Origin of the sequence: Enterobacter cloacae complex sp. IR53041 (assembly GCF_049238285.1) — a bacterium.
GTDB lineage: Bacteria > Pseudomonadota > Gammaproteobacteria > Enterobacterales > Enterobacteriaceae > Enterobacter > Enterobacter roggenkampii.
In genome coordinates this window covers 112,246-126,642 of record NZ_JBMKHB010000008.1, presented here as the reverse complement: position 1 = coordinate 126,642, position 14,397 = coordinate 112,246, and the positions used below count along the sequence as shown (strand labels likewise).

Here is a 14,397-nt window from a genome sequence, read left to right as displayed (position 1 = left end):
GTTGTTGTAGTGCGGTCTGGTGCCCTCTCCCACAAAACACCAAAAACGGCAACTTCTGTTGCCGTTCGCATTTACCTTGTAGGCCGGGTAAGCGAAGCGTCACCCGGCAACACTCAGACAATTCCCGACAGTCTTCCATATTTCCTCCATTTTTCCGCTGTGTTGCCTGACTAAACTAGTATCATTCCCCGAAGTATTCAGGATGAGAACGTATAACGATGAAAGGCAGTAACAAATCCCGCTGGGCAATCGCCGCTGGCATCATTGTGGTGGCCCTTGCCGCCGCCTGGTACTGGCACAGCCAATCCGCGAACTCCGCCGCACCCGCCGGTGCCACCAGCCAGGCTCAGCGCCCCACGGGCGGAGGGCGTCATGGAATGCGCGGCGGCGCCCTGGCGCCGGTTCAGGCGGCGACGGCGGTGAATAAAGCCGTTCCTCGCTATCTCACCGGTCTCGGGACCATTACCGCCGCCAACACCGCCACGGTGCGCAGCCGCGTCGACGGCCAGCTCATCGCGATCCACTTCCAGGAAGGTCAGCAGGTTAAGGCTGGTGACCTGCTGGCGGAAATCGACCCGAGTCAGTTTAAGGTCGCCCTCGCCCAGGCGCAGGGACAGCTCGCGAAAGACAACGCGACCCTCGCCAACGGCCGGCGCGATTTAGCCCGCTACCAGCAACTGGTGAAAACGAATCTGGTGTCCCGTCAGGAGCTGGATACCCAGCAGTCGCTGGTCCGTGAAACGCAGGGCACGATCAAAGCGGACGAAGCCGCTGTGGCCAGCGCCCAGCTGCAGCTGGACTGGAGCCGCATCACCGCGCCGATTGACGGCCGCGTTGGCCTGAAGCAGGTTGATATCGGCAACCAAATCTCCAGCGGCGACACCACGGGCATCGTGGTGATCACCCAGACCCACCCGATTGATTTAGTCTTTACCCTGCCGGAAAGCGATATCGCGACCGTCATGCAGGCGCAAAAAGCCGGTAAAGGCCTGGTTGTGGAAGCCTGGGACCGCACCAACAAGCAGAAACTGAGTGAAGGGTCTCTGCTCAGTCTGGATAACCAGATCGACACCACCACCGGCACCATCAAGCTGAAGGCGCGCTTTAATAACCAGGACGATGCCCTCTTCCCGAACCAGTTCGTCAATGCGCGCATGCTGGTTGCGACCGAAGAGAACGCGGTGGTGATCCCCACCGCTGCACTGCAGATGGGTAATGAAGGTAACTTTGTCTGGGTGCTTAACAGCGACAATAAAGTCAGCAAGCATCTCGTAAAAACCGGAATTCAGGACAGCCAGACGGTGGTCATCAGCGCCGGGCTTTCCGCAGGCGACCGCGTGGTCACCGACGGCATTGATCGTCTAACCGAAGGGGCCAAAGTGGAAGTGGTTGAACCTGCGAAACAGGGAGCGACCTCCTGATGCAGGTGCTGCCGCCGGGCTCTACAGGTGGGCCTTCACGCCTGTTTATCCTCCGTCCTGTCGCCACCACGTTGCTGATGGTGGCGATCCTGCTCGCCGGGATTATCGGCTATCGCTTCCTGCCCGTCTCGGCGCTGCCGGAGGTGGATTACCCAACGATTCAGGTTGTCACCCTCTATCCCGGGGCCAGCCCTGACGTGGTGACGTCCGCCATTACCGCCCCGCTGGAGCGCCAGTTCGGCCAGATGTCGGGGCTAAAACAGATGTCCTCCCAGAGTTCCGGCGGGGCATCCGTCGTGACGCTGCAGTTCCAGCTGACGCTGTCGCTGGACGTCGCCGAGCAGGAGGTGCAGGCCGCCATCAACGCCGCTACCAACCTGCTGCCGTCAGACCTGCCTAACCCACCGGTCTACAGCAAGGTGAACCCGGCAGATCCGCCGATCATGACGCTTGCCGTCACCTCCTCCGCCATGCCGATGACCCAGGTCGAAGACATGGTCGAAACGCGCGTGGCGCAGAAGATTTCTCAGGTCTCCGGCGTTGGCCTCGTCACCCTCGCGGGCGGCCAGCGCCCGGCGGTGCGCGTCAAGCTGAACGCGCAGGCCATCGCCGCGCTGGGGCTCACCAGCGAAACCATCCGCAGCGCCATCAGCAATGCCAACGTCAACTCGGCGAAGGGCTCGCTGGACGGCCCAACCCGCGCCGTGACGCTCTCCGCCAACGACCAGATGCAGTCCGCCGACGAATATCGTCAGCTGATTATCGCCTACCAGAACGGCGCGCCAGTGCGTCTGGGCGACGTGGCGACTGTAGAACAAGGCGCGGAGAACAGCTGGCTGGGAGCCTGGGCCAACAAACAGCAGGCGATCGTGATGAACGTGCAGCGCCAGCCGGGTGCCAACATCATCGAAACCGCCGACAGCATCCGCACCATGCTGCCGCAGCTGATCGAAAGCCTGCCGAAATCGGTCAGCGTGAAGGTGCTTTCCGACCGTACCACCAACATTCGCGCGTCGGTCACCGACACCCAGTTCGAGCTGATGCTGGCGATTGCGCTGGTGGTGATGATTATCTATCTGTTCCTGCGTAACGTCCCGGCGACCATCATCCCCGCCGTCGCCGTACCGCTCTCGCTGGTCGGTACCTTTGCGGTGATGGTGTTCCTCGATTTTTCGATCAACAACCTGACGCTGATGGCGCTCACCATCGCCACCGGGTTCGTGGTGGATGACGCAATCGTCGTTATTGAGAACATCTCGCGCTATATCGAGAAAGGCGAAAAACCGCTGGCCGCCGCGCTGAAAGGCGCGGGCGAGATCGGCTTTACCATTATCTCGCTGACCTTCTCCCTGATTGCGGTGCTGATCCCGCTGCTGTTTATGGGCGATATCGTCGGTCGTCTTTTCCGCGAGTTTGCCGTCACGCTGGCGGTCGCCATTCTGATCTCCGCGGTGGTATCGCTGACCCTGACGCCGATGATGTGCGCCCGCATGCTGAGCCACGCGTCGCTGCGCAAGCAAAACCGCTTCTCGCGCGCCTCCGAGCGCATGTTCGAGCGCATTATTGCCGCCTACGGTCGCGTGCTGGCGAAAGTCCTCAACCACCCGTGGGCGACGCTCGGCGTGGCGCTCGGCACGCTGGCGCTCAGCGTGATGCTGTGGATTTTCATTCCGAAAGGCTTCTTCCCCATCCAGGACAACGGCATTATTCAGGGCACGCTTCAGGCGCCGCAGTCGGTCTCCTTCGCCAATATGGCCCAGCGCCAGCAGCAGGTGTCTGAGATTGTTATGAAAGATCCGGCGGTCGAGAGCCTGACCTCCTACGTGGGCGTCGACGGCACCAACCCGTCGCTCAACAGCGCGCGTCTGCAGATCAACCTTAAGCCGCTGGATGAGCGCGACGATCGCGTCAACGCCGTCATTGAGCGGCTGCAAAACGCCGTCGCGCGCGTGCCGGGCGTTGAGCTTTACCTGCAGCCGATTCAGGATTTGACCATCGATACCCAGGTCAGCCGCACGCAGTACCAGTTCACGCTGCAGGCCACCTCGCTGGACGCGCTCAGCACCTGGGTGCCGCAGCTGGTGGATAAACTCAAAACCCTGCCGCAGCTCTCGGACGTCAGCAGCGACTGGCAGGACAAAGGGCTGGCGGCGTATGTGAACGTCAACCGCGACGCCGCCAGCCGTCTGGGTATTACCATGGCGGACGTGGATAACGCCCTGTACAACGCCTTCGGTCAGCGCCTGATCTCCACCATCTACACCCAGGCGAACCAGTACCGCGTGGTGCTGGAGCACAACACCGAAAATACGCCCGGCCTGGCGGGGCTGGACTCGGTGCGCCTGACCAGCAAAGACGGCGGCATTGTGCCGCTGAGCGCTATCGCCACGGTGGAAGAACGCTACACCCCGCTGTCGATTAACCATCTGGATCAGTTCCCGTCCACCACCATCTCCTTTAACGTGCCGGACAATTACTCTCTGGGTGAAGCGGTGGAGGCCATTCAGGCGGCGGAAAAAGACCTCAGCTTCCCGGCTGATATTCAGACCCAGTTCCAGGGCAGCACCCTGGCGTTTCAGGCCGCGCTGGGCAACACCATCTGGTTGATCGTGGCGGCGGTCGTGGCGATGTACATCGTGCTCGGCGTGCTGTACGAAAGCTTTATACACCCGATCACCATCCTTTCTACCCTGCCGACGGCGGGCGTGGGGGCACTGCTGGCATTAATGCTGGCGGGCAGCGAGCTGGATGTGATTGCCATCATCGGCATTATCCTGCTTATCGGGATCGTAAAGAAAAACGCCATCATGATGATCGACTTTGCCCTGGCCGCCGAGCGCGAACAGGGGATGTCGCCGCGCGATGCCATCTTCCAGGCCTGCCTGCTGCGTTTTCGTCCGATCCTGATGACCACGCTGGCCGCCTTACTGGGCGCGCTGCCGTTGATGCTGAGCACCGGCGTCGGCGCGGAGCTGCGCCGTCCGCTGGGTATTGGCATGGTCGGCGGTCTACTGGTGAGCCAGGTGCTGACGCTGTTCACCACGCCGGTGATCTACCTGCTGTTTGACCGCCTGGCGCTGTGGACCAAAAGCCGCTTCCCGAAACGTGAAGAGGAGGCATAAGTGAAGTTTTTCGCCCTCTTCATTTATCGCCCGGTGGCGACGATTTTAATCTCGCTCGCCATTACCCTCTGCGGCGTGCTGGGCTTCCGGCTGCTGCCGGTGGCCCCCCTGCCGCAGGTAGATTTCCCGGTGATCATGGTCAGCGCCTCGCTGCCGGGCGCCTCGCCGGAAACCATGGCCTCGTCCGTTGCCACGCCGCTGGAACGCTCGCTCGGGCGGATTGCGGGGGTCAACGAGATGACCTCCAGCAGCTCGCTGGGCAGCACGCGCATTATTCTGGAATTCAGCTTCGACCGGGATATCAACGGCGCGGCGCGCGACGTGCAGGCGGCCATCAACGCCGCACAGAGCCTGCTGCCGAGCGGGATGCCGAGCCGTCCGACCTACCGCAAGGCCAACCCGTCTGACGCGCCGATCATGATCCTGACGCTGACCTCGGATACGTACTCGCAGGGGCAGCTGTACGACTTTGCGTCCACCCAGCTGGCGCAGACCATCTCTCAAATTAACGGCGTCGGGGACGTGAGCGTCGGCGGGAGTTCCCTGCCCGCGGTGCGCGTGGGGTTAAACCCGCAGGCGCTGTTCAACCAGGGCGTGTCGCTGGACGACGTGCGCTCCGCCATCAGCAACGCCAACGTGCGCAAACCGCAGGGGGCGATAGAGGACAACAGCCACCGCTGGCAGATCCACACTAACGACGAGCTGAAAACCGCGGCGGAATATCAGCCGCTCATTATTCACTACAACAACGGTGCGGCGGTGCGCTTAAGCGACGTGGCCAGCGTCACCGACTCGGTGCAGGACGTACGCAACGCCGGGATGACCAACGCCAAGCCGGCGATTCTGCTGATGATCCGCAAGCTGCCGGAAGCGAACATTATCGAGACAGTGAACAGCATTCGCGCCCGTCTCCCGGAGCTGCAGGAGACCATCCCGGCAGCAATCGATCTGCAAATTGCCCAGGATCGCTCCCCGACCATTCGCGCCTCGCTGGAAGAGGTGGAGCAAACGCTGGTGATTTCCGTCGCGCTGGTGATCCTGGTGGTGTTCCTGTTCCTGCGATCCGGCCGCGCGACGCTGATCCCGGCGGTGGCCGTGCCGGTCTCGCTGATCGGCACCTTTGCCGCCATGTATCTGTGCGGGTTTAGCCTCAACAACCTGTCGCTGATGGCCCTGACGATTGCCACCGGCTTCGTGGTGGATGACGCCATCGTGGTGCTGGAAAACATTTCCCGCCATCTGGAAGCGGGCGTGAAACCGCTGCAGGCCGCGCTGCAGGGCACGCGCGAGGTGGGCTTTACGGTACTCTCCATGAGCCTGTCGCTGGTGGCGGTCTTTCTGCCGCTGCTGCTGATGGGCGGGCTGCCGGGCAGGCTGCTGCGCGAGTTTGCCGTCACGCTGTCGGTTGCCATTGGCATTTCGCTGGTCATCTCCTTAACGCTGACGCCGATGATGTGCGGCTGGATGCTCAAGCGCAGCAAGCCGCACTCGCAGCCGCGCCGCAAAGGCTTTGGCCGCGTTCTGATGGCGATGCAGGAAGGCTACGGCAAATCGCTGAAGTGGGTGCTGAACCACACAAGGCTGGTCGGCCTGGTGCTGATCGGCACCATCGTGCTCAACGTGTGGCTGTATATTTCCATCCCGAAAACCTTTTTCCCGGAGCAGGATACCGGCGTGCTGATGGGCGGCATTCAGGCGGACCAGAGCATTTCCTTCCAGGCGATGCGCGGCAAGCTGCAGGACTTTATGAAGATCATTCGTGAAGACAAAGCGGTGGATAACGTCACTGGCTTTACCGGCGGGTCGCGCGTCAACAGCGGGATGATGTTTATTACCCTGAAACCGCGCGGCGAGCGCAACGAAACCGCCCAGCAGGTGATTGACCGCCTGCGGGTGAAGCTCGCCAAAGAGCCCGGAGCCAACCTGTTTTTGATGGCCGTTCAGGATATCCGCGTCGGCGGGCGACAGGCGAACGCCAGCTATCAGTACACGTTACTCTCGGACGACTTAGCCGCCCTGCGCGAGTGGGAGCCGAAGATCCGCAAGGCGCTGGCCGCCCTCCCGGAGCTGGCGGACGTGAACTCCGATCAGCAGGACAACGGCGCCGAGATGGCCCTGACCTACAACCGCGAAACCATGTCGCGGCTGGGCATTAACGTTGAAGCCGCCAACAGCCTGCTGAACAACGCCTTTGGCCAGCGCGAGATCTCCACCATCTACCAGCCGATGAACCAGTACAAGGTGGTGATGGAGGTTGACCCGCGCTACACCCAGGACATCAGCGCCCTGGACAAAATGTTTGTGATTAACAACGACGGCAAGGCGATTCCGCTCTCGTACTTTGCCAGCTGGCAGCCTGCCAACGCGCCGCTGTCGGTGAACCATCAGGGGCTGTCGGCGGCGTCGACCATCTCCTTTAACCTGCCCGCCGGTTCGTCACTTTCCGAGGCCAGCGACGCGATCAACCGCGCGATGACCCAGCTTGGCGTGCCGTCCACCGTGCGCGGCAGCTTTGCCGGGACCGCGCAGGTATTCCAGGAGACGATGAACTCGCAGGTGATTTTAATTCTGGCCGCCATCGCTACGGTCTATATTGTGCTGGGCGTGCTGTATGAAAGCTACGTGCACCCGCTGACCATCCTTTCGACGCTGCCGTCGGCGGGCGTGGGGGCACTGCTGGCCCTGGAGCTGTTCGGCGCGCCGTTCAGCCTTATCGCGCTCATCGGGATCATGCTGCTGATCGGCATCGTGAAGAAAAACGCCATCATGATGGTGGACTTCGCGCTGGACGCCCAGCGCAACGGCGACCTCTCGCCGCAAGAGGCCATCTTCCAGGCCTGCCTGCTGCGCTTCCGTCCGATCATGATGACCACCCTGGCGGCGCTGTTTGGCGCGCTGCCGCTGGTGATCTCGGGCGGCGACGGCTCAGAGCTGCGCCAGCCGCTGGGGATCACCATTGTCGGCGGCCTGGTGATGAGCCAGCTGCTGACGCTGTACACCACGCCGGTGGTCTATCTGTTCTTCGACCGCCTGCGGCTGCGCTTTTCGCGTAAAAACAGAACTACGGTGACAGGATAAATGACAGAGCTTCCCAGCAACGTTCGCTGGCAATTATGGATAGTCGCCTTCGGCTTCTTTATGCAGTCGCTGGATACGACCATCGTCAACACCGCCCTCCCCTCGATGGCGAAAAGCCTCGGGGAGAGCACGCTGCATATGCACATGGTGATTGTCTCCTACGTGCTGACGGTTGCCGTGATGCTGCCCGCCAGCGGCTGGCTGGCCGATAAGGTCGGCGTGCGGAATATCTTCTTTACCGCCATCGTGCTGTTTACCACCGGCTCGCTATTTTGCGCGCAGGCCAACACCCTCGACCAGCTGGTCATGGCGCGCGTGCTGCAGGGCATCGGCGGGGCGATGATGGTGCCCGTTGGGCGACTAACGGTGATGAAGATTGTACCGCGCGAGCAGTACATGGCGGCGATGACCTTTGTCACCCTGCCCGGCCAGGTGGGGCCGCTGCTTGGGCCTGCGCTGGGCGGTATGCTGGTGGAGTACGCCTCCTGGCACTGGATCTTCTTAATCAATCTCCCGGTAGGCATCATCGGCGCGATGGCCACCCTGGCACTGATGCCGAACTACAAAATGCAGACCCGGCGCTTTGATTTCTTCGGCTTTATTCTGCTGGCAGCGGGCATGGCCACGCTTACCCTGGCACTCGACGGGCAAAAGGGGCTGGGAATTTCGACACTGATGCTCGGGTTGCTGGTGGTTATCGGCATTTCCACCATTGCAGGGTATTTGTGGCTTGCTCGTGGGAATGACCAGGCGCTGTTCAGCCTGAACTTGTTTAAAAACCCTACCTACCGTCTCGGGCTGTTCGGCAGCTTTGCCGGACGCGTCGGCAGCGGCATGCTGCCGTTTATGACGCCCGTTTTTCTGCAAATTGGCATGGGCTTTTCGCCATTCCACGCGGGCCTGATGATGATCCCAATGGTGCTCGGCAGCATGGGGATGAAGCGCATGGTGGTGCAGGTGGTGAACCGCTTTGGCTACCGTCACGTGCTGGTGGCCGCCACGCTGGGGCTGGCGCTGGTCAGCCTGCTGTTTATGGCCGTGGCGCTGATGGGCTGGTACTACGTCCTGCCGCTGGTGCTGTTCTGCCAGGGGATCATCAACTCCATGCGCTTCTCGTCGATGAATACCCTGACGCTGAAGGACCTGCCGGACGATCTGGCGAGCAGCGGCAACAGCCTGCTGTCGATGGTGATGCAGCTTTCCATGAGCGTGGGCGTGACTATTGCGGGGTTACTGCTCGGCATGTACGGTCAGCACCACCTCAGCGTCGACACGCCGGTGGCGCATCAGGTCTTTATGTATACCTACCTCAGCATGGCGATCATTATCGCCCTGCCCGCTTTCATCTTCGCCAGAGTGCCGGATGATACCAGCAAGAACGTCGTGATTAGGCGCGGCAAAAGGAGTGGCTCATGAAATTCTGGCGTCCGGGTATTACCGGCAAGCTCTTTGTAGCGATCTTCGCCACCTGTATCGTCCTGCTGATCACCATGCACTGGGCGGTGCGGGTCAGCTTCGAGCGCGGCTTTATTGATTACATTAAGCATGGCAATGAGCAGCGTTTGCAGGGCTTAAGCGATGCGCTGAGTGAACAGTACGCCCAGCACGGCAACTGGCGTTTTCTGCGCAACAATGATCGCTTTATTTTCCAGATCCTGCGCTCGCTGGAGCACGATACCGGCGACGATCGTCCGGGCCCGGGCATGCCGCCGCACGGCTGGCGCACCCAGTTCTGGGTAATCGACCAGGATATGCGCCCCCTGGTTGGGCCGCGCGCGCCGATACCGCCTGACGGCACCCGGCGGGCGATTAAAGTCAATAACGCCACCGTTGGCTGGGTGATCGCCTCCCCGGTGGAGCGCCTGACGCGCAACACCGACATCAACTTTGACCGCCAGCAGCGTCGCACAAGCTGGCTGATTGTCGCGCTCTCCACGCTGCTCGCCGCGCTCGCCACTTTCCCGCTGGCGCGCGGTCTGCTCGCCCCGGTGAAACGCCTGGTGGAAGGCACGCACAAGCTCGCCGCCGGGGATTTCACTACCCGCGTCGATACCCGCAGCCAGGACGAGCTGGGCAAGCTGGCGCAGGACTTTAACCAGCTCGCCAGCACGCTTGAGAAAAACCAGCAGATGCGCCGCGACTTTATGGCCGATATTTCACACGAGCTGCGTACGCCGCTGGCGGTGCTGCGCGGCGAGCTCGAGGCCATTCAGGACGGCGTGCGCCAGTTTACGCCCGAATCGGTGGCTTCCCTGCAGGCGGAGGTGGGCACGCTCACCAAGCTGGTGGACGATCTCCACCAGCTCTCCATGTCCGACGAAGGCGCACTGGCCTACCAGAAGGCGCCCGTAGACGTCATTAACGTGCTGGAGGTGGCGAGCGGCGCCTTCCGCGAACGCTTTGCCAGTCGCAACCTGAAAATCGACCTCTCCCTGCCGGACAGCGCGGTGGTGTTTGGCGACAAAGATCGGCTGATGCAGCTGTTCAACAACCTGCTGGAAAACAGCCTGCGCTATACCGACAGCGGCAGCGGGCTGCTGATTTCCGGCAGACAGGAAAACGGGCGCTTTGCCCTTACCTTCGCGGATTCCGCACCCGGCGTGCAGGACACGCAGCTGGAAAAACTGTTTGAACGTTTTTACCGTACCGAAGGCTCCCGCAATCGCGCCAGCGGCGGCTCCGGTCTGGGGCTGGCGATTTGCGTTAACATCGTCGAGGCGCATAATGGCACGATCCGCGCCGCCCATTCGCCTTTTGGCGGGGTTAGCATTACAGTAGAGTTACCTCTGGAACGGGATTTATCGAGAGAAGTATGACCGAGTTACCGATTGACGAAAACACGCCGCGCATTTTGATCGTCGAAGACGAACCCAAGCTGGGACAGCTGCTGATCGACTATTTACGCGCGGCCAGCTATGCCCCGTCACTGATCAGCCACGGCGACCAGGTGCTGCCGTACGTGCGCCAGACCCCGCCGGATCTGATCCTTCTGGATTTAATGCTGCCGGGCGTTGACGGACTGACCCTGTGCCGGGAAATTCGTCGCTTCTCCGACGTGCCGATCGTCATGGTCACCGCCAAAATTGAAGAGATTGACCGCCTGCTGGGGCTCGAAATCGGCGCGGACGACTACATCTGCAAGCCCTACAGCCCGCGCGAGGTGGTCGCCCGCGTAAAAACCATTCTGCGCCGCTGCAGGCCGCAGCGCGAGCTTCAGGTGCTGGACGCCGAAAGCCCGCTGATTGTCGACGAAAGCCGCTTCCAGGCGAGCTGGCGCAGCAAGCTGCTGGACCTGACGCCTGCGGAGTTCCGCCTGCTGAAAACCCTCTCCCACGAGCCGGGCAAAGTCTTCTCCCGCGAACAGCTGCTGAACCACCTGTATGACGATTACCGCGTGGTGACCGACCGCACCATCGACAGCCATATCAAAAACCTGCGCCGCAAGCTGGAGGCGCTGGACGCCGAGCAGTCGTTTATTCGCGCGGTGTATGGTGTGGGGTATCGCTGGGAAGCGGATGCGTGCAGGATTGCCTAGCCAGCAGAGGGTCAATCCAGGCCGGGTAAGGCGAAGCCGCCGCCCGGCACAATAACTTTACCTCCCTGCCCCGCAGCGCTACAATGCCCGCCCTTAAAGTGGGGGATCTCCCCTTACCGCTGCACCTGGTGCACGCGGATCTGACCTGTCATCAGAACGAGAACAAACATGTTTAAACCGGAACTCCTTTCCCCGGCGGGAACGCTGCAAAATATGCGTTACGCTTTCGCCTATGGCGCCGACGCCGTGTATGCGGGCCAGCCGCGCTACTCGCTGCGCGTGCGTAATAACGAATTCAACCACGAGAACCTGCAGCTCGGCATCAACGAAGCGCATGCTCTGGGTAAAAAATTCTACGTGGTGGTCAACATCGCGCCGCACAACGCCAAGCTGAAAACGTTCATCCGTGACCTGAAGCCGGTGGTGGATATGGGGCCGGACGCGCTGATCATGTCGGACCCGGGTTTAATCATGCTGGTTCGGGAGAACTTCCCGGAGATGGATATCCACCTCTCCGTACAGGCTAACGCCGTCAACTGGGCGACGGTGAAATTCTGGAAGCAGATGGGGCTGACCCGCGTCATCCTGTCCCGCGAGCTTTCGCTGGAAGAGATCGAAGAGATCCGCACCCAGGTGCCGGATATGGAAATCGAAATCTTCGTTCACGGCGCGCTGTGCATGGCCTACTCCGGCCGCTGCCTGCTCTCCGGCTATATCAACAAGCGCGACCCGAACCAGGGCACCTGCACCAACGCCTGCCGCTGGGAATATAACGTCCAGGAAGGCAAAGAGGACGACATCGGCAACATCGTCCACAAGCACGAGCCGATCCCGGTGACCAACGTTGAGCCTACGCTGGGCATCGGCGCGCCAACCGACAGCGTGTTTATGATTGAAGAAGCCAAACGTCCGGGCGAGTACATGACCGCCTTTGAAGACGAGCACGGCACCTACATCATGAACTCGAAGGATCTGCGCGCCATCGCCCACGTTGAGCGCCTGACCCAGATGGGCGTGCACTCCCTGAAGATTGAAGGGCGCACCAAATCCTATTACTACTGCGCGCGTACCGCACAGGTGTACCGTAAAGCCATCGACGATGCGGCAGCCGGTAAACCGTTCGATACCAGCCTGCTGGAAACGCTGGAAGGCCTGGCGCACCGCGGCTATACCGAAGGCTTCCTGCGCCGTCATACCCACGACGACTACCAGAACTACGAGCACGGCTACTCCGTTTCCGAGCGCCAGCAGTTTGTCGGTGACTTCACCGGCGAGCGCAAAGGCGCGCTGGCGGCCGTTGCGGTGAAAAACAAATTCACCAAAGGCGACAGCCTGGAGCTGATGACCCCGCAGGGCAACATGAACTTCACGCTGGAGCATCTGGAAAACGGCAAAGGCGAAGCGATTGAGGTCGCGCCAGGCGACGGGCACACCGTCTGGCTGCCGGTTCCGGAAGAGGTGGAGCTGAAGTTCGCGCTGCTGATGCGTAACTTCAACGGTGAAAGCACCCGAAACCCACACGGCAAATAGTCAATCAGGGAAATTTTTTCGCGCTGGGATAATTCTTAGAATCGGATCACATACCGCTTCGTTCAATACGGGTATTATCCCCCCGCTGAAAAACATAACCCATAAATGCTAGCTGTACCAGGAACCACCTCCTTAGCCTGCGTAATCTCCCTTACGCGGGCTTATTTTTTGCCTTCTCTCTTCTCAATCCAGGCAATGAGTTCGTCGATTTGCTTCTCTGTGAACACGGCGATCCCATTCTCAGCGAGCAACGACGCAGCAACCCCCATCCCCGCTTTCTGTATACCGCGAAACGATCCGTCATAAATAAACTCACTGCCGCACGTGGGGCTGCCATCGGTTAGCAATGCAGCGCTACACCCCGACGCCTGAGCAGCGCGTAGCGCGAGCCAGGCTGCAAGCTGATAATGTGCGGTCACGTCCTGCCCGGTATTTTCCATAATTCTGGCTTGCCCGTGCATCACGTCTTTGCCATCAGCGAATTTAATCTCTGCCGGAGGACGCGGTACAGGCAGCCCGGCAGCCAATTCAGGGCAGTGGATAACCAGACGTTGTTCCTGTTGCCAGCGAGCGAGTGGCTCGTTCATTCGCGCTTTTTCACTTCCGTTATAACGGACCCTAAAGCCCATCAGGCAAGCGCTTACCAAAATTTTATTCATCATCACTTTCCTGTGATTACATTAATCTCATCGCTGAAGTGTAACGCGCTTTTGTGCCTGTTTTGTTCCTTTCATCCTGTTCTTACCCGCTTTTTCCCTCTCTGCTATACACTCTTACTAACGCTAAAAAAGGGAGCAGCGCGGATGGCAACCTATCCAGACAGTTTATTGATTCTCAACGGCAAAAGTGCGGGCAACGATCTGCTGCGTCAGGCCATTCAGGGTTTGCGTGACGACGGCGCGCGCATCCACGTCAGAGTAACCTGGGAAAAAGGCGACGCGGCACGTTATATCAATGAAGCCCTCGGGCTTGGCGTTGAGACCATCATTTCCGGCGGCGGCGATGGCACCATCAATGAGATCGCATCAGCGCTGATCGACCTGCCCCCGGCAGACCGTCCGGTGATGGGTATTTTACCGCTCGGCACCGCCAATGATTTTGCCACCAGCGCCGGGATCCCCGAGGCGTTAGAGAAAGCGCTTCAGCTGGCGATCCTCGGTAAAGCGACCGCGGTAGATATTGCGCAGGTGAATGACAAAACCTGCTTTATCAATATGGCCACCGGCGGGTTCGGCACGCGCATCACCAGCGAAACGCCGGAAAAACTCAAGGCGGCGCTGGGCGGCGTGTCGTATCTGATCCACGGTCTGATGCGCATGGATACCCTCAAGCCTGACCGCTGCGAAATTCGCGGCGAGGATTTTCAGTGGCAGGGCGACGCGCTGGTGATTGGCATCGGTAATGGTCGTCAGGCCGGCGGCGGGCAGCAGCTGTGCCCGGAGGCGCTGATCAATGACGGTCAGCTACAGCTGCGGATTTTCACGGGTGACGGCCTGCTGCCCGCGCTGTTTACCACGCTGACGCAGCCGGAAGAGAGTCCGAATATCATTGACGGGAAATCCGCATGGTTTGAGGTAAATGCCCCGCACGGGATGACCTTTAACCTCGACGGGGAACCGCTCAGCGGGACGCAGTTCCGAATTGAAGTGTTGCCCGGCGCGCTGCAGTGTCGGTTGCCGCCAGACTGTGTGCTTTTGCGCTGATGGTATTG

General features: G+C 60.6%; 9 protein-coding genes. 8 read left to right on the top strand and 1 reads right to left on the bottom strand.

Going from position 1 to position 14,397, the window contains the following annotated elements:
- The first annotated feature begins 218 nt into the window (after positions 1-218).
- The 7 genes from ACOTXF_RS08295 (at position 219) to yegQ (ending at position 12,686) form a co-directional block, all read left to right on the top strand.
- Positions 219-1,421, top strand: a complete 1,203-nt coding sequence (locus ACOTXF_RS08295; RefSeq protein ID WP_232926846.1) for an MdtA/MuxA family multidrug efflux RND transporter periplasmic adaptor subunit — start codon at positions 219-221, stop codon at positions 1,419-1,421.
- Positions 1,421-4,543, top strand: a complete 3,123-nt coding sequence (locus ACOTXF_RS08290) for an MdtB/MuxB family multidrug efflux RND transporter permease subunit (protein WP_047747587.1) — start codon at positions 1,421-1,423, stop codon at positions 4,541-4,543. Before ACOTXF_RS08295 ends, ACOTXF_RS08290 begins: the two co-directional genes overlap by 1 nt.
- Positions 4,544-7,621, top strand: a complete 3,078-nt coding sequence (mdtC, locus tag ACOTXF_RS08285) for a multidrug efflux RND transporter permease subunit MdtC (protein ID WP_232926847.1) — start codon at positions 4,544-4,546, stop codon at positions 7,619-7,621. It begins immediately after the preceding gene.
- Complete coding sequence (locus ACOTXF_RS08280) at positions 7,622-9,037, top strand: MFS transporter (RefSeq protein WP_047747589.1); 1,416 nt, start codon at positions 7,622-7,624, stop codon at positions 9,035-9,037.
- Positions 9,034-10,437 (top strand): two-component system sensor histidine kinase BaeS, encoded by a 1,404-nt coding sequence (gene baeS, locus ACOTXF_RS08275; RefSeq protein WP_316937064.1) that lies wholly within the window; start codon positions 9,034-9,036, stop codon positions 10,435-10,437. The genes ACOTXF_RS08280 and baeS overlap by 4 nt, the downstream gene beginning before the upstream one ends.
- Complete coding sequence (baeR, locus tag ACOTXF_RS08270; RefSeq protein ID WP_032642850.1) at positions 10,434-11,156, top strand: two-component system response regulator BaeR; 723 nt, start codon at positions 10,434-10,436, stop codon at positions 11,154-11,156. The genes baeS and baeR overlap by 4 nt, the downstream gene beginning before the upstream one ends.
- 168 nt (positions 11,157-11,324) lie before the next feature.
- Entirely contained in the window at positions 11,325-12,686 is a 1,362-nt protein-coding gene (gene yegQ, locus ACOTXF_RS08265) for a tRNA 5-hydroxyuridine modification protein YegQ (RefSeq protein WP_008500866.1), read from the top strand.
- A gap of 161 nt (positions 12,687-12,847) precedes the next feature.
- On the opposite strand, the gene ACOTXF_RS08260 is transcribed toward yegQ, so the two are convergent.
- Complete coding sequence (locus ACOTXF_RS08260) at positions 12,848-13,348, bottom strand: DUF523 domain-containing protein (protein ID WP_048961864.1); 501 nt, start codon at positions 13,346-13,348, stop codon at positions 12,848-12,850.
- Between the two features lie 141 nt (positions 13,349-13,489).
- Here ACOTXF_RS08260 and yegS point away from each other — a divergent pair, with 141 nt between their 5' ends.
- Positions 13,490-14,389, top strand: a complete 900-nt coding sequence (gene yegS, locus ACOTXF_RS08255; protein WP_021241471.1) for a lipid kinase YegS — start codon at positions 13,490-13,492, stop codon at positions 14,387-14,389.
- Positions 14,390-14,397: the final 8 nt, after the last annotated feature.